The organism is Amycolatopsis sp. NPDC005003 (assembly GCF_053600695.1).
In genome coordinates, this window is the sequence record NZ_JBSGAI010000002.1 from 400,236 (window position 1) to 422,270 (window position 22,035).

Genomic DNA, 22,035 nt, shown 5'->3' on the forward strand with positions numbered 1-22,035 from the left:
CCATGTCCGTAGCCCGTCGCGCCTTCGTCCTGACCGCGAGCGCCGCGAGTGCCGTGCTGCTGGCCGCCTGCAGCCCGGCCCCGTCCGCGCCCGGTGGCGCCGGCACGGAGGCCGCCACGTCGATCACCGAGCTCGACTACTACGCCGATGAGCAGGGGTCCGCCGCCTGGCAGAAGATCCTCGACACCTGCGCCGCGCAGACCGGGATCAAGATCGAGCGCCAGAAGGTGCCGACCGCCCAGATGCTGCCGAAGGTGCTGCAGGGCGCCAGCTCGAAGACGCTGCCGAACCTGCTCTTCACCGACAACCCGACGTTGCAGCAGGTCGCCGCCACCGGCGCGCTGACCCCGCTGACCGACTACGGCATCAGCACCGACGGCTACTACGACAGCATCGTCAAGGCCGGGACCTACCAGGGGAAGGTGTACGGCGTCGCGCCCGGCGTCAACGGCCTCGCGCTGATCTACAACAAGGACCTCCTGCAGGCCGCGGGCGTCGAGCCGCCGAAGACGTGGGACGAGCTCAAGGCCGCCGCGGCGAAGCTGACCAAGGACGGCAAGTACGGCCTCTCCTTCTCCGCCATCTCGTCGGAAGAGGGCACCTGGCAGTTCCTGCCGTTCTTCTGGAGCAACGGCGCCGAACTGTCCCAATTGGACTCGCCGAAGGCGGCGCAGGCGCTGCAGTACGTCACCGACCTGGTGAACTCCGGCTCGGCGTCGAAGTCGGTGGTGACCTGGAGCCAGAACGACGTCGCCGACCAGTTCGTCAGCGGCAACACGGCGATGATGATCAACGGGTCGTGGAACATCGCCCGGCTCGACGAGCAGAAGTCGCTGCACTACGGCGTCGTGCCGATCCCGGTGCCGCAGGCAGGCGGCAAGCCGGTGGTCGCCCTCGGCGGCGAGGTCGGCGCCGTGCCGGTGAGCAGCGGACCGGCCCAGCAGGCCGCCGGGAAGGTGCTGTCCTGCATCCTCTCCGAGCCGACGATGCTCGAGTGGAGCAAGGCGCACGCCTACATCCCGTCGAAGACGGCCGTCGCGCAGAAGTTCGGCACCGAGCAGCCGGCCATGCAGGCGTTCGTCGACGAGGTCGGCACCGCCCGCTCCCGCACCGCCGAGCTCGGTGAGAAGTACCCGAAGGTCTCGCAGGCGCTGGCCGACGCGCTCCAGGCGGCCCTGACCGGGAAGACGCCGGTCGACCAGGCCCTCAAGGCCGCGCAACAGGCGAGCGGCTCGTGACGGTCGCCGCCGCCCCGACGGTCTCGGCGGCACCCCGCGCGAACCGGAAGTCCCGCCGGGACAGCCGGTTCGCCGCGTGGGCGTTCCTGCTGCCCGCCCTGGCCTACATCGTCGTGTTCTTCGGTTATCCCCTGGTCGCGAACCTGGTGATGAGCACGCAGAACTACACGGTGAAGTCGTTCTACACCGGCGAAGCACCCTTCGTCGGCATCGCGAACTACTCCGCCGTGCTGAACAACCCGCTGTTCTCGACGGCGGCGCTCAACACGGTGCTGTTCACCGCCGGGTCGATCGTCTTCCAGTTCGGCATCGGCCTGGCCCTCGCGGTGTTCTTCAACGGCCGCTTCCTCGGCAGCGCGCTGCTGCGGTCGCTGCTCCTGCTGCCGTGGCTGCTGCCCCTGGTGGTCAGCGGCGCGGTTTGGCGGTGGATGTTCGACCAGGACCACGGCGTGCTCAACGCGGGCCTGCGGTCACTGGGCTTCGACGCGGTGCCGTGGCTCAGCAGCACGAGCTGGGCGCTGCCGGCGGTGATCCTCACCAACATCTGGATCGGCATCCCGTTCAACCTGGTGATCCTGCACGGCGGCCTGCGCGCGATCCCGGCGTCGCTCTACGAAGCCGCGGCGCTGGACGGCGCCGGGGCGTGGCAGCGGTTCCGGCACGTCACCTGGCCGCTGCTGCGGCCGGTCACCGGGATCGTGCTCATGCTCGGGCTGGTCTACACGATCAAGGTGTTCGACGTGATCATGGTCGTCACCGGCGGTGGCCCGGCCGGCGCGACGCAGACGCTGACCACCTGGTCCTACCGGCTGTCCTTCCAGGACTTCGCGTTCGGGCAGGGCGCCGCGGTCGGCAACGTCCTCATCGTGGTGGCGACGCTCTTCGGGCTGCTCTACCTCCGTTCGGCGAAGGCGACCTTGGCGGAGGCGGCATGAAGACGGCGAACTGGCCGCGGACCGTGCTCGGCGTCCTGATCGTCGCCGTGCTGCTGTTCCCGCTGTACTGGATGGTCAACGCCTCGCTGCAGCCCAGCGGCGCGCTGCTGCGCCCCGACCCGGCGTTCTTCCCCGCCGACGGCACCCTGGACGGTTATCGCAAGGCCTTGTCCTCCCAAGGGCCGAACCTGCTCTCCAGCGTCGTCGTCGCGCTCGGCACGGTGCTCGTCTCGCTGCTGGTGGCAGCGCCCGCCTCCTACGCGCTGGCCCAGCTGAAGGTGCGCGGCGGCGCCGGCCTGGTGTTCGTGCTGCTCATCGTCCAGATGATCCCGGGCATCGTGATGGCCAACGCGCTCTACACCGTGTTCAGCAACCTCGGCCTGATCGACAACTACCTCGGGCTGGTGCTGGCCGACTCCACCGCGACCATCCCGTTCGCCATCCTGCTGCTGCGGGCGTTCATGATCTCCGTGCCGAAGGAGCTCACCGAAGCGTCCCGGGTGGACGGTGCGGGCTACTGGCGGACGTTCTTCTCGATCATCCTGCCGGTCAGCCGCAACGCACTGGTCACCGCCGGGCTGTTCGCGTTCCTGTTCGCCTGGGCCGACTTCCTGTTCGCGGTCACCCTGACCACCGGGCAGTCGTTCGAGCCCATCACCGTGGGCATCTACCGGTTCGTCGGCAACCAGTCCGCCGACTGGAACGGGATCATGGCCACCGCCGTCCTCGCCGCGATCCCCGCGGCCGTCCTGCTGGTCGTCGCCCAGCGCTACGTCGTCGCCGGGCTGACCAGCGGCGCCGTCAAAGACTGATTTCTTCCAAGGAGACCCGCGTGATCGCCACGACCGAAGACGGCCGCTCGCTCGAAGTCAGGGTGCGGCACGAGGTGCTGCGCATCGAGCCGTGGGGGGACGGCAGCCTGCGCGTGCGGGCCGGACGGCACCGTATCCTCGAGGACGTCCCGGGCGCGCTGCTGCCCGCGAAGCCGTCGGCCGCCACCGCCTCGGTCGAGGGGCGGACCGGCCGGGTGGTCAACGGCCCGCTGACCGCGATCGTCGAGATCGCCGACGCCGACACCGGGATCGACGCGCAGCTCAAGTTCGTCCGCACCGACACCGGCGAGGAGCTGCTTTCCGAGCAGCGCGCGCACTTCTGGTGGCCCGGGGCGCGGCTGTTCATGCCCTCGCGCAACGGCTACGGCCGGCTCGAACAGCGGTTCAGCGCCTATGACGACGAGCGGATCTACGGGCTCGGGCAGCACACCCACGGCAAGCTCGACCAGAAGGGCCTCGTGCTCGACCTGGTGCAGCGCAACGCCGAGGTGTCGGTGCCGTTCCTGCTGTCCAGCCGCGGCTACGGGTTCCTGTGGAACAGCCCCGCCGTCGGCCGGGTCGAGCTGGCCGCCAACGGCACCCGCTGGGTCGCCGACGACGCGCGTCAGCTCGACTACTGGGTCACCACCGGCGACGGACCCCGTCAGATCTTGGGCCACTACGCCGACGCGACCGGCCACGCGCCGATGCTGCCGGAGTGGGCGGCCGGGTTCTGGCAGTCCAAGCTGCGCTACCGGACGCAGGAGGAGCTGCTGTCCGTCGCCCGGGAGTACCACTCGCGAGGACTGCCGCTGTCGGTGATCGTGGCGGACTTCTTCCACTGGACGCACCTCGGCGACTGGAAGTTCGACCCGGCCGAGTGGCCGGACCCGGCCGGGCTGGTGCGCGAGCTCTCCGAACTCGGCGTCAAGCTGATGGTGTCGGTGTGGCCGTCGGTGAACCCGCTTTCGGAGAACTACCGGGAGCTGCACGAACAGGGCCTGCTGGTCGCCGCCGAGAGCGGGGTCCCGGCGCACGCGCCGTGGAAGGACAAGGGGTTCGGCGTCGAGATGCCGGTGGCGTTCTACGACGCCACCAACCCGGAGGCGCGGCGGTTCGTCTGGAGCAAGGTCAAGGAGAACTACTACGACCTGGGCGTGCGCGCCTGGTGGCTGGACGGCGACGAGCCGGAGATCCAGCCCGGCCACCCGCACAACCTCGGCTTCCACGCCGGCCCGGGCGCGGAGGTGTTCAACCTCTACCCGCAGGTGAACGCGCAGACGTTCCACGACGGCATCCGCGCCGAAGGTGACGACGAGGTGGTGCTGCTGTCCCGCTCGGCGTGGGCGGGCAGCCAGCGGTTCGGGGCGGCCCTCTGGTCCGGTGACATCGGCGCGACCTGGGAATCGCTGCGGACGCAGGTCCGGGCCGGGCTGAACGTGGCGCTGGCGGGGATCCCCTGGTGGACGACGGACATCGGCGGTTTCCACGGCGGCGATCCCGACTCGCCGGAGTACCGCGAGCTGATGGTGCGCTGGTTCTCCTACGGCGTGTTCTGCCCGCTGTTCCGCCTGCACGGCTTCCGCGACCCGCGCCCGGCGTTCGGGCCGGAGATGACCGGCGGCCCCAACGAGGTCTGGTCGTTCGGTCCGTCGGCGTACGAATCGATCACGGCGTCGCTGCGCCTGCGGGAGCGGCTGCGGCCGTACCTGATGGAGCAGATGCGGGTGGCCCACGAGCAGGGCGTCCCCCCGATGCGGCCGCTGTTCGTCGACTTCCCGGCGGACAGCGCGGCCTGGGATGTCGACGACCAGTTCCTGCTCGGGCCGGACGTGCTGGTGGCCCCGGTCCTCGAACCGGGCGTCACGTCGCGGCGGGTGTACCTGCCGGCGGGGGCGACGTGGACGGACGCGGTGACCGGCACCCGGCACGACGGCGGCGAGTGGGTCGAGGCGCCGGCCCCACCGGAGCGGATCCCGGTGTTCCTTCGCGACGGGGCGGAGCTGCCGATCCAAGGCTGATACCGACCACACCTGATCTTGTCAACCCCCAATGCTGGGAATACCCGCGCTCCCCCGCGCCGCAGGATCCTCATCGGGTCGACATCGACGATTCGAGGGGGAGGAAACCATGTTGGGAAGGAAGATCGCCGCCGTGGCCGGGGCGGCGGCGGCCGTGCTCACGTTCGCCGTCGCGCCTGCCGAGGCCGCGGCGGGGAACGCGGACCTGCTGTGGCACGACGCGAAGACCGGGGACGTGGGTGCCTGGCTCACCGACGGGCACGGCACGGTGCTCAAGGACAACCGGCTGTCCTGGAAGTGCGGCCCGGACTGTGCCAACCAGTGGCGGGTGGTCGGCGGGGGTGACTTCAACAACGACTTCACCTCCGACGTGCTGTGGCACAACGCCACGACGGGCGAGCTGTCCGCGTGGATCCTGGACGGCCGGGGCACCGTCACGAAGGCGCTGTCCCTCGACTGGAAGTGCGGCCCGGAGTGCGCGAACCAGTGGAAGGCCGTCGCGATCGGGGACTTCAACGCCGACAACAAGTCGGACGTCGTGTGGCACAACGCGACCACCGGCCAGGTGAGCGTGTGGCTGCTCGACGGCAACGGGCACGTGACCGGCAACCCCGACCTTTCCTGGCCGTGCGGGCCCGCCTGCGCGAACCAGTGGAAGGCCGTCGGTGCGGGCGACTTCAACGAGGACGGCCTCGACGACCTGTTGTGGCACAACGCCACGACCGGCGAGGTGGCCGCGTGGCTCCTGAACGGCAAGCAGACGGTCACCGGTGACCTGAAGCTGTCGTGGAAGTGCGGGCCCGACTGCGCGAACCAGTGGAAGATCGTCGGGGTCAACGACTTCAACAACGACTTCAAGAACGATGTCGTGTGGCACAACGCCACCACCGGTGAAGTCGCGACCTGGACCCTCGACGGCCACGGCGGGGTGACCGGCGACCCGCGCCTGTCCTGGAAGTGCGGCCCCGGCTGCGCGAACGAATGGAAGGCCGTCGCCACCGGCAACTTCGGCTGATCCACGGGGAACCCGGTGCTTTCCTTGCCGAGGGGGGAAGGGAAGCACCGGGTTCCGCGATCGTCGACGAGGAGTTCCCATGTCGCACCCCCGAAAGCTCATCGGGGCGGTTCTCTCGCTCCTGCTGTGCGCGGGCCCGGTCGTCACCGGCCCGCCGTCCGCTTCCGCGAGCGCCGCCTGCGCACTCGCTCCGACCGCCGGGACCGTCGGCCGCGAGGCCGCGGGCCGGGCCTACCACGTGAACGTGCCGCCGGGCCTGCCCGGCTCCGCGGTGCCGCTGCTGCTCAGCCTCCACGGCGCGCTCCAGCCGTACGCCCTGCACGAACGGGAGACGCGGTGGTCGGACACCGCCGCCGCGAAGCACTTCATCGTCGCGTACCCGTCCGCGGCCGGACCGGCGTGGGACGTGGACCGGCACTCCGGCGATGTCGCCTACCTGCGCGCGGTCGTCGAAGACGTCTCCCGGACCTGGTGCGTCGATCCGCGACGCGTCCACGTGGAGGGCTTTTCCAGCGGCGCCACCATGTCCGCACGGCTCGCGTGCGACGCCTCCGACGTGTTCGCCTCGGTCGCCGCCTACGCCGGCGTGTCCCCGTCGTTCACCGGCAGCCCGTGCACGCCGGACCGGCCGATCTCGGTGGGCCTGTTCCACAGCGACGCCGACCTCGTCAGCCTGCCCCCGCTCGCCGTGGCGCACCGCAACGATTGGCTGCAGCGCAACGGCTGCCCGGCGACCCCGGTGACCGAGCCGGGCGTCCCGGTGGAGGCCGCCGTCTACGGCCCGTGCCGCGCGGGCGTCCAGGTGGCCTGGCGGGTCTACCGGGGTACGCACTTCTGGCCGGGGGACGGCGACCGGGCCGACATCGCCGACCGCATGTGGACGTTCTTCGGGCGCAACCCGCTTCCGTGAGCCGTCACCGGGAGAGCACCGCGACGATCTCCTCGCGGCCGGTGCCGCCGGCCTTGCGGTAGATGGCTTTGAGGTGCTCGTTCACGGTGTGCACCGACACGTCGAGCCGCCGGGCGATCTGCTTGGCCGGGAGGCCTTCGCGGAGCTGGCCGAGCACGGCGCGTTCCCGCCCGGTGATCTCGTACCAGGACGACAGGGCCGGCAGCAGCTCCATGCCCGCCGCCCGGACGATCACGGCCACGTCGCCCCGGCCGTCCGCGTCGAGGGGCTGGCCGTGCACGCTGACCCAGCGCCCGGCGTAGGCCGAGGGCAGGCACGTGACCGGGCGCGGGGCGGCCGGGTCGCGCGCGAACCGGCGGCCGGCCATGGCCACCTCGCACGAGAGGGCCTTGGCCGCCCACTCGGCGCCGGCCAGCGGCCCCGGCAGGCGGATCTCCCGCAGCCACGCGTGCGCCTCGGGCGTGATCCCGCGCACCGCGTGGTCGGCGCCCACCACGATGACGCCCGGCGGCAGGTCCCGGTCCGGCGGCCGCAGCGACGGCGCCTTCACGTAGCTGCCCGACACCGCCACCAGCGGCGGGACGAGCCGCGCCGCGCGGTCGACGTCGTCCGGCCCGAAGGGACGGCCGCCCTGCTCCCGGAACAGCGCGAGCGTGCCCCACACCCCGTGGGCGCCGCGCAGGAGCAGGCGCAGTTCGCTGCCGAACCCGTTGTCCAGCAGGATCTTGTGTCCGAGCGGGTCACGCGCGTCGACCACGTGCCCCAGGACGCCCCGCCGCGCCTGCTCGGCCGGCTGCACCGGCTCCCGGCCGGAGCAGGACGTGGTCAGCCGCGTCCAGTCGACCTTCGGGGTGAGCCGGTGCCAGAAGCCGAACGAGGGCAGGTCCGTACCCGGGTGCCGCCAGCACAGGTGGAGGGCGTCATGGGCGACGAGGCCGCCGACGGCGCGCGAGACGGCCTCCCCCATTTCGTCCGAGGTGAGGCCTTCGCCCGCCAGCGAACAAAGCCCGCGTACCAGCCGGTGCGTGTCTGTCACGAAGATCGAGTGTGCGGACGTACCGATTCCACCGGAAGCGAGTTTCGGGGCTGTCCGGGGCTTTCGCCTGAAGAATCACCCTTTGGTGCAGTAAAGTGGACCCGTGAGTCCAAAGCTGACCCCGAAGGGCGCCGCGACGCGGCAGCGGATCGTCGAAGGCGCGGCGGCGGAGATCCGGGAGCACGGCGTCGCCGTCACGACGCTCGACGACGTCCGGGCGCGGACGGGGACGAGCAAGAGCCAGCTCTTCCACTACTTCCCCGGCGGCAAGGAAGAGCTCCTGCTCGCGGTGGCGCGCTTCGAGGCGGACCAGGTGATCGAGGTCCAGCAGCCGCAGCTGGGCCGGCTGACGTCGTGGGCAGCGTGGAAGCGCTGGCGCGACACGGTCGTCTCGCACTACGACAGCCGCGGCCGGCACTGCCCGCTCAACGTGCTGATCTCCCAGCTCGGCCGCGCGACACCGGGGGCACAGGCCGTGGTGACCGAACTGCTGCGGCGCTGGCAGGACGAGATCGAGGCAGGCATCCGCCACCTGCAGCAGGCGGGCGAGGTCGCCCCGGACCTGAACCCCGGGCGCACTGCGGCCGCCCTGCTGGCCGGCATCCAGGGCGGCGTGGTGGTGATGCTGTCGACCGGCCGCATCGACCACCTGGAAGCGGCCCTCGACGTCGGCATCGGCAACCTGCGGGCGAGCGGGAACCGGTGACCCCGGTTCCCGCTCGCTGACGATCAGGCGGACTTGATCGCGGAGATCTCGAACTCCAGCGTGACCTTGTCGCTCACCAGCACGCCACCGGTCTCGAGGGCGGCGTTCCAGGTGATGCCGTAGTCCTTGCGGCTGATCGTGGTGGAGCCCTCGAAGCCGATCCGGTCGTTGCCGAACGGGTCCTTCGCGGAGCCCTCGAACTCGAACGGGACGGTCACCGAGCGGGTGACGTCCTTGATGGTCAGGTCGCCGGTGACGTCGAAGCTGGTGTCGCCGGTCTGCTTGATCTCGGTCGAGGTGAAGGTGATCTGCGGGTACTCGTCCATCGACAGGAAGTCGTTGCTCTTCAGGTGCCCGTCGCGGTCGGCGTTGCGGGTGTCGATGCTGTGGGCCTGGATGGTCACCTGGACACTCGACTTCTCCGGCGCGTCACCGTCGATGGTCGCGGTGCCGGTGAACTCGTTGAAGCTGCCGCGCACCTTCGTCACCATGGCGTGCCGGGCGACGAACCCGATCCGCGAGTGCGTGGGGTCGAGGGTGTATTCGCCGGTCAGCTGGGGGTAGGTGGTCGCGCTGGTCATCGCTGTTCTTCTCTCCTCGTGGTGGCACCCCCCGGTGATTGAGGGTTCAACGACACCTTACTCACTTTTGCTGGTTGCGCAAGCAAGCTTTCGGTAGAGTCGCCGGCATGGGTGATCTTTCCGCGCTCGACCTCGACGAAGCCGCCTTCTGGCGGCCGCTGATGCGCATCATGACGGCGCTGCCGCGCGCGCTCGAGGACCAGTTCCTGTCCGAGACCGGCCTCGCGATCACCGACTACGGCGTGCTGGTCGCCCTGTCCGAAGCGCCGGACCACCTGCTCCGCATCTCCGGCCTGGCCGCGACCACCGGGCTGTCGCTGAGCCGGATCAGCCGGGTCGTCGACGACCTGACCCGCCGCGGCCTGGTGGAGAAGCGCAAGTGCGCGGAGGACGGCCGCGCGTCCAACGCGGTGCTGACCGCGGCCGGATTGGCCAGACTGGAGGCGGCCTACCCGAGCCACCTCGCCCGCGTGCGGGCCTCGGTGTTCGACCACCTGAGCGCCGAGGACATCCGCACGGCCGGGCCGGTGCTGGCCCGGCTGGCCGCGGCACTGGACGCCGCTCCCCCGACCGACGACTGCTGAGGACACGGATGACCGACAAGGGCGAGTACAAGCGCGACCAGAACTACCTCCCGGACCGCATCACGGCCGACGGCCGCGACGGCTGGCCGGTGGAGCCGGGCCGCTACCGGCTGGTGGTGGCGCGGGCGTGCCCCTGGGCGAACCGCGCGGTGATCGTGCGCCGGCTGCTCGGCCTCGAACCGGTGCTCTCGATGGGGATCGCCGGGCCGGTGCACGACGAGCGCAGCTGGAGCTTCGACCTCGATCCGGACGGCCGCGACCCGGTGCTCGGCATCGAGCGGCTGCAGGAGGCGTTCTTCAAGCGCGACCCGGACTACCCCCGCGGCATCACGGTGCCGGCGTTCGTCGACATCCCGAGCGGCCGGGTCGTCACCAACGACTTCGCGCAGATGACCCTGGACATGTCGACCGAGTGGACGGAGTACCACCGCGAGGGCGCGCCGGAGCTGTACCCGGAGAAGCTGCGGGACGAGATCGACGACGTCGCGCGGAAGGTGTTCACCGACGTGAACAACGCGGTGTACCAGTGTGGCTTCGCGCGGTCCCAGGAGGCGTACGAGCACTCCTACCGGAAGTTGTTCGCCCGGCTCGACTGGCTCTCCGAGCGGCTGGCGGACCAGCGCTACCTGGTGGGCGACACGATCACCGAGGCCGACGTCCGGCTGTTCACGACGCTGGTGCGGTTCGACGCGGTGTACCACGGCCACTTCAAGTGCAACCGGCAGAAGCTCACCGAGCTCCCGGTGCTGTGGGCGTACACGCGCGACCTGTTCCAGACACCCGGCTTCGGCGACACGATCGACTTCGCGCAGATCAAGGAGCACTACTACGTGGTGCACAAGAACGTGAACCCGACGGGGATCGTCCCGCTGGGCCCGGACGTGCGCGGCTGGCTGACCCCGCACGGCCGCGAGGAACTGGGCGGCCGCCCGTTCGGCGACGGGACGCCGCCGGGCCCGCCGCCGGCCGGCGAAAGGGTGCCCGCGCTCTGAGTTCTTGGCTACGGTGATCACCATGGAACGCCTGCGCGATCGCCGTGTCCTGGTCACCGGCGCCGGTTCCGGCATCGGCCGGGCCACCACGCTCCGCCTGCTGGAGGAGGGGGCGCAGGTCATCGGCGTCGACGTCTCCGAAGAGGGCCTCGCCGGCACCCACCAGGCCGCCCGCCCGCCGGGCCTGACCACGTTCACCATGGACGTGGCCGACGAGGAGTCGGTGGCCACGCGGGTGGCGTCGGCGGTCGAGGTCCTCGGCGGGCTCGACGTGCTGGTCAACGCGGCGGGAATCCTGCTGGCGTCACACACGCACGAGACGTCGCTCGAGCTGTGGAACCGGGTGCTGGCGGTGAACCTGACGGGCACGTTCCTGGTGACGCGGGCGGCCCTGCCGGCCCTGCTGGCGTCCCCGGCGGGCGTGGTGATCAACTTCAGCTCGACGTCGGCGACGTTCGCCCACCCGTACATGGCGGCGTACTGCGCGAGCAAGGGCGGGATCCAGGCGTTCACCCACTCGCTGGCGCTGGAGTACGGCAAGCGGGGCCTGCGCGCGGTGAGCATCGCCCCGGGCAGCGTGAAGAGCGGCATCACGGACTCGGCGGCCAGCTGGCTGCCGTCTGATGTCGACTTTTCGCTGTTCGGGCGGTTGCTGCCGATCCTGCCGACGGACCACACGACGGAGGTGGGCAACGCGGTGGCGGGCCCGGAGACGGTGGCGGGAGTGGTGGCGATGCTGGCCTCGGAGGACGGCAAGTTCATCACCGGCACGGAAATCCGCATCGACGGCGGCACGCACACCTGAGCCGGGCGTGCCGGCACGCCCAGCCGCTCGGCCGGCTCCGTGCCGGGCCAGTCGCGGTACAGCTGGAGCAACGACCGCAACCGGAGGAGACGGCCGCGGTCTCTGATGCGCCGCGGCCGCCATTCAGGACACGGCCTGACCTACATCCGCGAGACCGTCGACCCATGGATCCCTTCCACCTCGACGTCCCCCAGGCCGATCTCGACGAGCTCCGCACGCGCCTGGCACGAACCCGCTGGCCCGGCGAACTCCCCGACGCCGGCTGGGACTACGGCGTCAGCCGGCCCTACCTCGCCGAACTCGTCGACTACTGGCAGCACGGCTTCGACTGGCGAGCCCAGGAAGCCCGGCTCAACGCCTTCCCGCAGTTCACCACCACCATCGACGGCCAGCGCATCCACTTCCTGCACGTCCGCTCGCCCGAGCCGGACGCCACGCCCTTGATCATCACCCATGGCTGGCCGAGCACCGTCGCCGACTTCCTCGACATCCTCGGCCCCCTCACCGACCCGGCAGCCCATGGCGGCGACCGGAAAGACGCCTTCCACGTCGTCGCGCCGTCGGTGCCCGGGTTCGCCTTCTCCGGGCCGACCACCGAACGAGGCTGGAACACCCGCCGCACCGCGCGGGCGTGGGCCGAGCTGATGAACAGGCTCGGCTACGAACGCTACGGCGCCCAGGGCGGTGACTTCGGCAGCATCGTCTCCCCCGAACTCGGCCGGGCAGCGCCGGAGGCCGTACTGGGGGTGCACGTCAACGCCGTCGCCAACGCCGGGGTGCCGACCGCTTCCGGCGACCTCGACCGATTGTCCGAAGAGGACCGCAAAAAGGCCCGGGAGAACGAAGCCTGGTGGTACGCCCACTCCGGGTACGCCACCCAGATGGCCACCCGCCCGCAAACCCTCGCCTACGCCCTCAACGACTCCCCCGCCGGGCAGCTCGCCTGGAACCTCGAGTGGTTCGTCGACTGGGATCCCACCACCACCGGCCAGACCCCGGTCGACCGGGACGCCATCCTGACCGACGTCACGATCTTCTGGCTCACCGGCACCGCCGGCTCGGCCGCGCGCCTCTACCTCGAGGCCGGCCAGGACGGCTGGGGGGAACGGGCCGCGCCCTCCGGCGTACCGACCGCCGTGGCGAACTTCCGCGGCGACCACGCGATCCGCGGCCTGGCCGAGCTGTCGAACACCGTCACGCGCTGGACCGAGTACGACACCGGCGGGCACTTCGCCTCACTGCAGGCTCCGCAAGAGCTGGTCGAGGACATCCGGGCGTTCTTCCGCGGCCGTTAGGCCAAGGCTCGGCGGCGGCGTTTGTCCACGGCGCCGTCGAGCAACGGCCCCAGCTCCGCGACCACCGTCTCGAGCGGGGTGACGTCCCGGTGCGCCCGCGCCAGGACGATCGCGCCCTCCAGCGCGCTGAGCATCAGCACCGCCAGGGACGTGCTGCGGGCCGGCGGCACGCCCAGCTGTTCCAGGGTCGCGGCGACCGGGCGCTGCCACCCTTCGAACGCCTTGCCCACCGCCTCGCGCAGGCTGTCGCTGGTCGCGGCCGCGTCGGCGACCGTCGCCACCAGCGGGCAGCCCGCGTCGAAGCCGGCGGTCGTGAACTCGTCGGTCCACTGGGCGGCCATGGCCGCGAACAGGTTCCCGGGCGTCGGGTCCTCGAGCTTCGCCGCGACGCGCGCCACGCGCCGGGCGGCGTAGTCGCCCGCCCAGGTGACGGCTTCGGCGATCAGCTGGTCCTTACCGCCCGGGAAGTAGTGCTGCAGGGACCCCCGCGGCGCTTCGGCGTGGGCGACCACGTCCCGCATGCCGGTCGCCCCGACACCGTGGATCCGCACCAGCTGCGCGGCGCTGAGCACCATCCGCTCGCGCGGTGTCCTCGTCATCGGCTGCCTCCTTCATGACGTCCGTCATGGTAGCCCAGTCGGGCACGACCAGCGCGAAGTCGCGTTCGCCGCGCTCGTACGACGGCACCGGCCGGAAGCCCTGGCCCCGCAGCAGCGCCTCCGCCCCGGTGTTCCCGGCCTGCACGGTCGCCCGCACGGTCCAGCCCGGCCAGCGCCCGGACGCCCACAGCCACCGGCTCAGCGCGCCGCCGATCCCCTGCCGCTGCCAGGCGTCCGCGACGAGGATCCCGATCTCCGCCTCCCCGGGCTTCTCCGAGACCAAGTTGAGCAATCCCACCGGAGCGCCGTCGCGGTAGGCGAGCAGCGCGACGCCGTCCGGTGGCCCGGCGAGCAAGAACCGCTGGTAGCGCTGGAAAATCTCGGCCGGCCGGGCGGGCCCGCCCATCATGAACCGGCGCCGGAGACTGTCCGGCGAGCACGCCGCGATCAGAACGGCGACCTGCGCGCCGTCCGCGCCCTCTATGACGTTGGTCATAGTTCCATGAGAGCACACCGCGACCCGGCCCACACTATGACGGCCGTCATAGTGCACCGGGCCGGGTTCGCCCGGCGGGGCCGCGGGTACGTTGCCGTGACCGCGCTCCCCCACCGCGAAAGGCCCCCCGATGCAGCTCTACGCCGAACGGCCCCTCCGCCGCACCGCCCAGCTCGTCAGCGATCTGCTGGCCGTGCTGCTCGTCGTCCTCGCGGTGTGGCTGGGGACCTCGGTGTACGACCAGGTCATGAAGCTGCGCGCGCCCGGCGACGGCCTGGTCGACGCCGGCACCGGCCTGCGCGGCACCTTCGACTCCGCGGCGGACTCCGCCGACGGCATCCCGCTCGTCGGGGACGCCCTCGCGAAGGCCCTGCACGGCGGCTCGAACGTCGGGACCAAGCTCACCGACGCGGGCCACTGGCAGATCGAGGCGGTCGAGAACCTGGCCTGGTGGCTGGCGGCGGTCATCATCGCCCTGCCCGTGCTGATGCTCGTGGTGACGTGGCTGCCGCTGCGCTGGCACTACACCCGCCGGGCCACCGCGGCGGCGCGGCTGCGGGCCCTCGGTGACGACGGGCTGGACCTGCTGGCCCTGCGCGCCCTGGCCACCGGGTCCTTGCAGCGCCTGGCCGCGGTGGGCGAACCGGCGAACGGCTGGCGGGAGCGCGACCGGGACGTCATCGAGAAGCTGGCCGGGCACGAACTGGCCCGCCACGGGCTCGCCCGGTGAGCCGGAGGTCTCCCCGCCGGGGCTCAGGACACCGGCGGGGAGACCTCCTCTTCTCCGCGGGCTGATCGGACGTGGGACTCAGCCGACGGAGGGGCCCATCCCGAGGGACTGCGGCGTGCTGGCGTCCGGCGACGGCTGGTGCAGGCCCTCGTCCAGCGGGCCGAACTCCGTCATCAGGGCCGGGCTGCCGCCCCACGGGGTCTGTTCCTCGGCGATCAGCGAGTTCGTCGTGAGCAGCAGGCCCGCGACCGAAGCGCCGTTCTGCACCGCCGAGCGGCACACCCGCAACGGGTCGACCACGCCGAGGTCGATCATGTCCCCGTAGCGGTCGTGCAGGGCGTCGAAGCCCTCGTCGTCGCCCAGTTCCCGGGTCCGCGCGACGATCTCGTGCGCCGGGTGGCCCGCGTTGTGCGCGATCAGGAACGCCGGTTCGGCCAGGGCCCGCCGGACGATCTCGACGCCGATCGCCTGGTCACCGTCCAGGCCGAGGTTCTCCAGGGCCTTCTCGGCGTGCAGGAGCGCCGCTCCCCCGCCGGCCACGATGCCCTCGGCCATCGCCGCCCGGGTCGCCGACAGCGCGTCCTCGACCCGGTGCTGCAGTTCCTTCAGCTCGGCCGGGGTGGCCGCGCCGACGCGGACGACCGCGACCTTGCCGGTCAGCGCCCCGATCCGCTCGGTCAGGACGTCCTCGTCGACACCGAACTGCGCCCGCTCCAGCTCCGCCCGCAGCTGCCCGACCCGGAAGTCGACCGCTTCCGAGGAACCGGCGCCGCCGACGATCGTGGTGCGGTTCTCGGTGACCCGGACCTGCTTGGCCCGGCCGAGGTGCTCCAGCGTCATCGTCTCCATCGAGAAGCCGGACTGCCGCGAGAGCACCGCGCCGCCGACGATGGCCGCGAGGTCCTCCAGCTTGTGCAGCCGCCGGTCCCCGAAGCCGGGCGCCCGGACCGCGACCGACTGGAAGGTGCCGTTCATGTGGTTGTGCACCAGCATGGACAGCGCCGTGCCCTCGACCGTCTCGCCGATCACGACGAGCGGCCGCGGGGCGCGCATCACCTTGTCCAGCAACGGCATCAGCTGCTGCACCTTGGTGATCTTCTCCGCGCACATCAGGATGTACGGGTCGTCGAGCACCGCCTCCAGCCGGCCCGGGTCGGTGACCAGGTACGGCGAGAGGTAGCCGTTGTCGAACTCGAAGCCTTCGACGAACTCCACGCTCATCCCGATCGACGGCGACTCCTCGACCGTCACCACCCCGCCGTCGCCGACGGTGTGCAGGGCCTTGGCGATCACCGCGCCGACGGCGTCGTCGTCGTTGGCCGAGATCGCCGCGACCCGCGCGTAGTCCTGTTCGGACACCACCGGGTGCGCCTGCTTCTCCAGGTGCGTCACCAGGAGCCCGACCGCGTGATCGATGCCCCGTTTGACCAGCACCGGGTTGCCGCCCGCCGAAATGGCCCGCATGCCTTCGCGGACGATCGCCTGTGCCAGCACGGTGGCCGTGGTGGTGCCGTCGCCGACGACGTCGTTGGTCTTGATCGCCGCTTCCTTGACCAGCTGCGCGCCCATGTTCTCGAACTGGTTCTTGAGGTGGATCTCGCGGGCGATGGTGACGCCGTCGTTGGTGACCACCGGCGAGCCGGTGATCTTCTCGATGATCACGTTGCGGCCCTTGGGGCCCAGCGTGGACTTGACCGCTTCGGCCAGCTTGTCCACCCCCGCCAGCAGCAGGTCGCGGGCGTCCGGGCCGAACCGCAGTTCCTTCGCCATGGCTGCTCCTAGGGGGTGAGGATGGCCCGGCCGCGCACGCGCCCGGCGTCGAGGTCGGCCAGCGCGTCGAGCGCCGCGTCCAGGGGGTACTTCTTCGTGTGCAGGGTGACCTTCCCGGCCTGGGCCAGCACCATCAGCTCGGCCAGGTCGTTGTAGGTGCCCACGAGGTTGCCGATGACGTTGCGCTCGGTGGAGATGATGTCGATCGTCGGGATCTCGATGTTCGAGCCGTAGCCGATGACGAAGTGCGATCCCGCGCGCCGCGTCATCGCGAAGGCGTCCTGCTGGGCGCCCTGCTCGGCGACGAAGTCGAGCACCACCTCCGCGCCGTTGCCGTCGGTCAGGTCGAGCACCGCGTCGACCTGCTTGCCGTCGGCCAGCACCGTTTCATCCGCACCCAGCGTCGACGCCAGTTCGAGGGCGTCGGCGTTGCGGTCGACCACGATCACCCGGGCCGCCGTCAGCGCGCGCAGGGACTGGATGCCGATGTGCCCGAGGCCGCCGGCGCCGTTGACGACGCAGGTGGTGCCCGGGTACAGGTGCGGGACGGCCTTGCGCACCGCGTGGTAGGCGGTGATGCCCGCGTCCGCCAGCGCGGCGACGTCCGACGGCTGGGTCGACGGGTCGAGCTTGATGCACGCCCGCGCCGACGTCAGCAGGTATTCCGCCATCCCGCCGTCGGTGTCGATGCCCGGGAAGCTCCCGTTCGGGCAGTGCATGTCGTCGCCCGCGCGGCAGGCGTGGCAGAGCCCGCACGTCGGCGTCGGGTGCAGGATGACCGTGTCGCCGACCTCGACGTTCGTCACCGCCGGGCCGACCTCGTGCACCCAGCCCGCGTTCTCGTGGCCGATCGTGTAGGGCAGCTGGACGCCGGACTTCTCCGCCCACTGCTCCTCGATGATGTGCAGGTCGGTGCGGCACACGCCGGCGCCGCCGATCTTCACCACGACGTCGAAGGGTCCGGTGGCGCGCGGCTCCGGGACGTCCTCGATCACCGGGTGCTGGTGGTACTTCTGCAGCCGCACGGCCTTCATCCCGTGCCCTCCTCTTCGCTGGTCAGGGCGTACCGCGCGCGGAGCATGCCGCGGCAGACACCCGAATTGGCCTCCATGCTCGTGCGGGTCAGCCGCGCGAAAGCGAGATACCGCTTCGCGTCGGCCGGGGTCGTCCCGGTAGCCGGGTCCAGCAGCAGCGGGTCGCCGTCCTCGGCGGGCAGGCCGAGCTCGCGGCGGCGGGCGCGCAGCCGGGCCAGGTCGGGACTCGGTGGGACGTCGCCGAGGGTCAGCGAGCGCGGATCGCGGCCCAGTGACCGGCAGACGCGGTCGGTGCCGGCCAGCACGGCCTTGCGGACGAAGTCGTACCGCAGCGTGTCGAGCTCGTCGGCGGCCTCGCCTTCGAACGACGCGACGAACCCCTGCCGCGCGGCCACCCCGCGGTTGATGACGTCGGACGCGAAGTGGTCGTCGAGCCGGATGTCGAGCCCGGTCAGGCCCGGCACGCCGGCCACGGCGTCGTAGGCGTCCGCGACCATCAGGAACGCGAAGTTCGGCGCGCAGAAGTACGTCGGCAGCCGCAGCCGGACGACGGCGTGGCCCGCGTCGCTCACCTCGCAGCGGGCCACGAACCCGAGGTCGGTGAGGGGTTCGTCCAGTTCGGGATCCCGGACGGTGCCCAGCGCCGCCCACACGGCGGCGCGGGCCCCGGTCACCACGGCGGTCATGAGTTCGGCACGCCGACGGGTTCGACGTTCTTCGGGTCCGCGAGCCGCAGCTCGGCGGGCACGTCGATGCCGTACAGCCGGGCGGCGTTCAGCCCGAGGATCTTCTTCTTCTGGTCGACGGTCAGCGGCGGGAAGTCCGACAGCTCCTCGTCGGCGGGCATGTTCCAGTCGACGAACCCCTCGACCTGCCATTTCGGTTCCCAGATCGCGTAGTCCGCGCCGAAGACCAGCTTGTCCTCGCCGAGCCAGAACATCAGCTCGCCCATGACCTTGGCGAAGAACTTCGGCCGGGCGTGCATCAGGCCGCCGACCACGACGGCCAGCCCCGCGTAGACGTTCCGCTCCTGGGTGGCCATGAAGCAGAAGTCCTCGATGCGCGGCAGGCCGACGTGCTCGACGATGAAGTTGAGCCCTTGGAAGTTCGTCGCCGCGTGGTCCACATCGGACACGTCGAAGGCGTCCTTGTCGAGCGGCCAGATCGTCGGTCCCTTGTGGATGTGGATGTTCTTGACGCCGAGCTCCTCGCACTTCTCCAGGTAGCGCGCGGCTTCCGGGTCCTTCAGGCTCCAGCCGCGGGAGTCCCCGCGCCACTCGGCCGTGTACAGCTTGACGCCCTTGCAGCCGTACCGCTTGACGCGCTCTTCCAAGGCCTTCAAGCCTTCGTCACCCTCACGCGGGTCGAAGGTCGTGTTGACGAGGAACTTGCCGGGGTGCTTCGCCGCCAGCGCCGCGTCGGCCTCGGTCGTGTTGAACCCGTTCTTGTACCACTGCCGCAGGTTGGTCGGCTGGAAGATGGCGGTGTCGACGTGCCCGACCTCGAACAGGTCGTGCATCATCAGCTCCTCGGAGTACTTCTGGAACCGGTCGAGCGGCCAGTGCGTCTCCTTCGGGCCGAGCCCCTGGTAGGCGTGGAAGCACTCGATCCAGCCCTTGGCGTATTCCTCCTGCCCCTCCACCCAGTTCTCCGGGCTCGCGTCCCAGAAATGGGTGTGGGCGTCCACCACGAAGTATTTTTCGCCGTCTTTTTCGTACATTTTGATCCTCCTGAGCGGGATCGAGCGCCTTCAGCTATTTGATGGGCTTGAGGTCGAAGTCGAGGTATTCCGCCGCGTCCTCGGGGTTGGCGAACATGATCGTGCGGTCGTCTTCGTGGATCATCCGCCCGTAGTGGGTGGACATGCTCTCCTCGAACTCGGCCGCGTTGAACCAGCCTTCTTCCTCGCCGGCGGCCTCGTCGACCTCGGCGTAGACGACGTCCATCCGGCCGACGGCGTCGACCCGGATCATCGAGGGCAGCGGGGTGATGGTGACGTTGTCCTTCGTCCCCATCACTTCCGCGATGATCGCCCCCACCTGGTTGTTCATCAGGGTGAACCCGCACATGTTGGACGCGGTGTTGTCGGCCTTGAACGGGCTTTCCGCGGTCTTGAAGATGGTCACTGGCCCAGCTCCTCGGGTGCCTTGAGACCCAGTTCGGACAGGATTCCGGCGAACCGGCTCTTCACGCGGTCGAGCCCGTCCTCGAACCGGATCGGCTTGGCGTCGGGCTGCGACCACAGCGGCTGCAGCGCGCGGGCGGCGGCGATGCACCGCGGCACCCAGTCTTCGAGCCACTTCTGCAGCAGCGCCTTGTTGTGGTCGGCGAACTCCTTGTCGTTGATCAGCAGGTGGTACAGCGGTTTCGTGTAGCGCAGGTCGCGTTCGGAGAAGTCGAACTCCTCGGCGCCGATCAGCGTCGGGGTGACGAAGTCGCCGTTGGCCGGCGCGGCCTGCTGCACCAGGTTGCTGCGGAACAGTTCGCCGACCAGGGGTTCGAAGACGACGTTCGCGGCGAAGATCGCCTCGCCCCAGTCCCAGATCCCGGTCAGCTGCTCGGCGGTCTCCCGCACGCCCTGCCAGGCCGGGTCCTCGTTCCAGGTGGATAGGTGGGCCGTGCCGTCGAAGCCCTCGATCTCCTCGGTCAGCGTGAGGTTGTACAGCGCCAGGTCCTGGGCCGCGCGGATCCGGTGCATGCTGTTCACCGAGATCGCGTTGTTGTGCATGTTCGTCGGCGCACGGCGGTTGGCGTTGGCGAACAGGTACAGGCCGAGCCCGTGGTCGACGTGCATCCAGGCGCCGACGTGCTTGGCGACGAAGTCGACCCAGTTGCGGTTCCATTGCTCGAACGCCTTGGCCTGGCGGGCGGCGTCGATGTTCTGGTTGAGCTGGCGGACGACGTTCGCGTTGTACCGGTAGAGCGTGAGCTCCCATTCCTCGTTGGGGTCGCGGAACTCGTGCCAGCCGTGGGCGGGCCAGTCGTAGCCCTTGCCACCGGAGCCCGGGCCGCGTTCGGGCAGCGGCCGGTCCGAGCCCCACGCCTTCAGCGCGGTCCATTCGAGGGGGTAGCCGCCCTGGCCGTCGGCGAAGGCGTAGAGCCAGCCCTGGGCCAGGTAGTGCCGCGGGTCGGGCTGGACCTCGACGGTGACGTCTTCGTAGTGGCTCTGCTTGCGCTTGGCCGGGGTGAAGTAGTTGTACTGGCGGGCCGTGGAGTCCGGGAAGACCTTCGCGCCCGCCTCGGCGTCGGTGAACGCCGGCTTGGGCACGCTGCGTTCGGAGGTGGCTGTCATGGGTTTCCTACCCTTCGCCCGTGGTGGTGAACTTGTCGTAGAAGACGCGCTTGCCGTCGACGCCGAGGGCGGGCAGCAGCTCGAGTGCGGCCTCGACCATCGGCGGTGGCCCGCAGACGTACGCGTCCGAGCCGGTGAGGTCGACGCCGGCCCGGCGCAGGACGTCGGTGACGAAGCCGGTCTCGCCGGTCCAGTCGTCGTCACCCGGTTCGGACAGCGCGGGCACGTACCGGAAGCCGGGCAGTTTCGCTTCCAGTTCCCGCAGTTCCGCCTCGAAGCAGAGGTCGCGGCGACGGCGGGCGCCGTAGAAGAAGGTCGCCTTCCGGTCGATCCCGCGCTCGGCCATGGACCGCAGCAGCGACAGGATCGGCGCCATCCCGGCGCCGCCGCCGACGAAGACGAGGTCCGCGCCGGGGTTGTCCCGCAGGGTGAACACCCCGAACGGGCCGGTCACCCGGAGCCGGTCGCCGACCGCGACTTCGGCGGCCAGGAACCGGGAGAACAACCCGTCGGGGTAGATCTTGATGACGAACTCCAGGAGCCCGTCGCGGGCCGAGGTGCTGGCCATCGAGAACGACCGCGTCTCCTCGGTGCCCGGGACCGCGAAGTCCAGGTATTGGCCCGGGAAGAACTTCAGGTCCTGGTCCAGCCGGACGACCAGGTGCCGCAGGTCGTGAGTCACCGGGTCGTTCGCCACGACCTCGGCGACGGCCTCCTGGATCGGCAGGCCGGACTGGATCATCTCCTCGTCGTAGTTGAGCAGCTCGATCGTCAGGTCTTCGTAGGCGTGGGCCCGGCACAGCAGCGTGAAGCCTTCCTCCTTTTCGTAGTCCGGGAGCGCGAAGGTCGAGTACCGGTCGTGTTCGACGTCGTCGCCGTCGAGGAGGAACGACTTGCAGGCCGCGCACTGTCCTTCCTTGCAGCCGTGCATGAGCATGACGCCCTGCTCGGCGGCGGCGCGCAGGATCGTCTGGTCCTCGGCGACGTCGATCTCGATCCCGACCGGTTCGAACCGGACGCGATGTTTCTCTGCCATGGGTCCCCGTCTCGAGGCGGGGTCGTGAGTGGTAATTAGGGTTCTAACCCGAATCACGCCGTCCGCGGCCGCACCAGCAGCCATTCGCGGTGCACGGACGCGCTCGCGTCGTCCGGGACGTCGATCTTGACCAGCCCGTCCGGCGTCC

The 22,035-nt window shown here is 70.6% G+C and carries 23 protein-coding genes; 12 read left to right on the plus strand and 11 right to left on the minus strand.

What is annotated here, in order from left to right; all coding sequences use genetic code 11:
* Window positions 1-2 precede the first annotated feature (2 nt).
* From ACWED2_RS04145 to ACWED2_RS04170, 6 genes are all read left to right on the plus strand, one after another.
* Entirely contained in the window at window positions 3-1,238 is a 1,236-nt protein-coding gene (locus tag ACWED2_RS04145; protein WP_449688967.1) for a sugar ABC transporter substrate-binding protein, read from the plus strand.
* Window positions 1,235-2,173: a carbohydrate ABC transporter permease gene (locus tag ACWED2_RS04150; protein WP_449688968.1), complete on the plus strand. Its 939-nt coding sequence runs from the start codon at window positions 1,235-1,237 to the stop codon at window positions 2,171-2,173. Before ACWED2_RS04145 ends, ACWED2_RS04150 begins: the two co-directional genes overlap by 4 nt.
* Window positions 2,170-2,985, plus strand: coding sequence for a carbohydrate ABC transporter permease (locus ACWED2_RS04155; RefSeq protein WP_449688969.1), 816 nt, complete (start codon window positions 2,170-2,172; stop codon window positions 2,983-2,985). Before ACWED2_RS04150 ends, ACWED2_RS04155 begins: the two co-directional genes overlap by 4 nt.
* Window positions 2,986-3,005: 20 nt before the next feature.
* On the plus strand, window positions 3,006-5,006 hold the full coding sequence (locus ACWED2_RS04160) for a glycoside hydrolase family 31 protein (RefSeq protein ID WP_449688970.1): 2,001 nt from the start codon (window positions 3,006-3,008) through the stop codon (window positions 5,004-5,006).
* Window positions 5,007-5,115: 109 nt separating this feature from the next.
* Entirely contained in the window at window positions 5,116-6,021 is a 906-nt protein-coding gene (locus ACWED2_RS04165) for an FG-GAP repeat domain-containing protein (protein ID WP_449688971.1), read from the plus strand.
* A gap of 79 nt (window positions 6,022-6,100) precedes the next feature.
* Window positions 6,101-6,931, plus strand: a complete 831-nt coding sequence (locus ACWED2_RS04170) for an alpha/beta hydrolase family esterase (protein WP_449688972.1) — start codon at window positions 6,101-6,103, stop codon at window positions 6,929-6,931.
* A 4-nt stretch (window positions 6,932-6,935) separates the two neighbouring features.
* Here the strand turns inward: ACWED2_RS04170 and ACWED2_RS04175 are convergent, their stop codons facing one another.
* A complete protein-coding gene (locus ACWED2_RS04175) occupies window positions 6,936-7,967 on the minus strand; it encodes a helix-turn-helix transcriptional regulator (protein ID WP_449688973.1) in 1,032 nt (343 codons plus the stop codon).
* Between the two features lie 103 nt (window positions 7,968-8,070).
* Between ACWED2_RS04175 and ACWED2_RS04180 the strand changes: the two genes are divergently transcribed.
* The gene (locus ACWED2_RS04180; protein WP_449688974.1) at window positions 8,071-8,673 is read left to right on the plus strand and encodes a TetR/AcrR family transcriptional regulator; all 603 of its coding nucleotides are present in this window, start codon (window positions 8,071-8,073) and stop codon (window positions 8,671-8,673) included.
* Between the two features lie 23 nt (window positions 8,674-8,696).
* Here ACWED2_RS04180 and ACWED2_RS04185 read toward each other — a convergent pair whose 3' ends face one another.
* A complete protein-coding gene (locus ACWED2_RS04185; RefSeq protein ID WP_449688975.1) occupies window positions 8,697-9,254 on the minus strand; it encodes a YceI family protein in 558 nt (185 codons plus the stop codon).
* A 107-nt stretch (window positions 9,255-9,361) separates the two neighbouring features.
* Between ACWED2_RS04185 and ACWED2_RS04190 the strand changes: the two genes are divergently transcribed.
* The 4 genes from ACWED2_RS04190 to ACWED2_RS04205 all read left to right on the plus strand — a co-directional run bounded on the left by ACWED2_RS04190 (window position 9,362) and on the right by ACWED2_RS04205 (window position 12,930).
* Window positions 9,362-9,838 carry a MarR family winged helix-turn-helix transcriptional regulator gene (locus ACWED2_RS04190; protein ID WP_449688976.1) on the plus strand — a complete coding sequence of 159 codons (477 nt, stop codon included), beginning with the start codon at window positions 9,362-9,364 and terminating at the stop codon, window positions 9,836-9,838.
* 8 nt (window positions 9,839-9,846) lie between these two features.
* Window positions 9,847-10,830, plus strand: a complete 984-nt coding sequence (locus ACWED2_RS04195; protein ID WP_449688977.1) for a glutathione S-transferase family protein — start codon at window positions 9,847-9,849, stop codon at window positions 10,828-10,830.
* A 22-nt stretch (window positions 10,831-10,852) separates the two neighbouring features.
* Window positions 10,853-11,635 carry an SDR family NAD(P)-dependent oxidoreductase gene (locus ACWED2_RS04200; protein WP_449688978.1) on the plus strand — a complete coding sequence of 261 codons (783 nt, stop codon included), beginning with the start codon at window positions 10,853-10,855 and terminating at the stop codon, window positions 11,633-11,635.
* Between the two features lie 164 nt (window positions 11,636-11,799).
* A complete protein-coding gene (locus ACWED2_RS04205; protein ID WP_449688979.1) occupies window positions 11,800-12,930 on the plus strand; it encodes an epoxide hydrolase family protein in 1,131 nt (376 codons plus the stop codon).
* Here ACWED2_RS04205 and ACWED2_RS04210 read toward each other — a convergent pair.
* Together ACWED2_RS04210 and ACWED2_RS04215 are read right to left on the minus strand one after the other, a co-directional pair.
* Window positions 12,927-13,451 carry an LmrA/YxaF family transcription factor gene (locus ACWED2_RS04210; RefSeq protein ID WP_449688980.1) on the minus strand — a complete coding sequence of 175 codons (525 nt, stop codon included), beginning with the start codon at window positions 13,449-13,451 and terminating at the stop codon, window positions 12,927-12,929. The genes ACWED2_RS04205 and ACWED2_RS04210 overlap by 4 nt on opposite strands.
* Window positions 13,384-14,025, minus strand: a complete 642-nt coding sequence (locus ACWED2_RS04215) for a GNAT family N-acetyltransferase (RefSeq protein WP_449688981.1) — start codon at window positions 14,023-14,025, stop codon at window positions 13,384-13,386. The genes ACWED2_RS04210 and ACWED2_RS04215 overlap by 68 nt, the downstream gene beginning before the upstream one ends.
* Before the next feature lie 130 nt (window positions 14,026-14,155).
* On the opposite strand from ACWED2_RS04215, the gene ACWED2_RS04220 reads away from it, so the two are divergent.
* Window positions 14,156-14,755: a hypothetical protein gene (locus ACWED2_RS04220; RefSeq protein WP_449688982.1), complete on the plus strand. Its 600-nt coding sequence runs from the start codon at window positions 14,156-14,158 to the stop codon at window positions 14,753-14,755.
* Between the two features lie 78 nt (window positions 14,756-14,833).
* Here the strand turns inward: ACWED2_RS04220 and groL are convergent, their stop codons facing one another.
* From groL to ACWED2_RS04255, 7 genes are read right to left on the minus strand one after another with little or no spacing between them, the layout of a single operon-like run.
* Window positions 14,834-16,525, minus strand: coding sequence for a chaperonin GroEL (gene groL, locus ACWED2_RS04225; RefSeq protein ID WP_449688983.1), 1,692 nt, complete (start codon window positions 16,523-16,525; stop codon window positions 14,834-14,836).
* A gap of 8 nt (window positions 16,526-16,533) precedes the next feature.
* Entirely contained in the window at window positions 16,534-17,559 is a 1,026-nt protein-coding gene (locus ACWED2_RS04230) for an NAD(P)-dependent alcohol dehydrogenase (protein WP_449688984.1), read from the minus strand.
* Entirely contained in the window at window positions 17,556-18,245 is a 690-nt protein-coding gene (locus ACWED2_RS04235; protein ID WP_449688985.1) for an iron-sulfur cluster assembly protein, read from the minus strand. Before ACWED2_RS04235 ends, ACWED2_RS04230 begins: the two co-directional genes overlap by 4 nt.
* On the minus strand, window positions 18,242-19,279 hold the full coding sequence (locus ACWED2_RS04240) for an amidohydrolase family protein (protein ID WP_449688986.1): 1,038 nt from the start codon (window positions 19,277-19,279) through the stop codon (window positions 18,242-18,244). The genes ACWED2_RS04235 and ACWED2_RS04240 overlap by 4 nt, the downstream gene beginning before the upstream one ends.
* Window positions 19,280-19,313: 34 nt before the next feature.
* Window positions 19,314-19,685, minus strand: a complete 372-nt coding sequence (gene mimD / locus ACWED2_RS04245) for a propane 2-monooxygenase effector subunit MimD (protein WP_449688987.1) — start codon at window positions 19,683-19,685, stop codon at window positions 19,314-19,316.
* The gene (locus ACWED2_RS04250; protein WP_449688988.1) at window positions 19,682-20,851 is read right to left on the minus strand and encodes a toluene hydroxylase; all 1,170 of its coding nucleotides are present in this window, start codon (window positions 20,849-20,851) and stop codon (window positions 19,682-19,684) included. Before ACWED2_RS04250 ends, mimD begins: the two co-directional genes overlap by 4 nt.
* Window positions 20,852-20,858: 7 nt before the next feature.
* On the minus strand, window positions 20,859-21,887 hold the full coding sequence (locus ACWED2_RS04255) for an FAD-binding oxidoreductase (RefSeq protein ID WP_449688989.1): 1,029 nt from the start codon (window positions 21,885-21,887) through the stop codon (window positions 20,859-20,861).
* Window positions 21,888-22,035 lie beyond the last annotated feature (148 nt).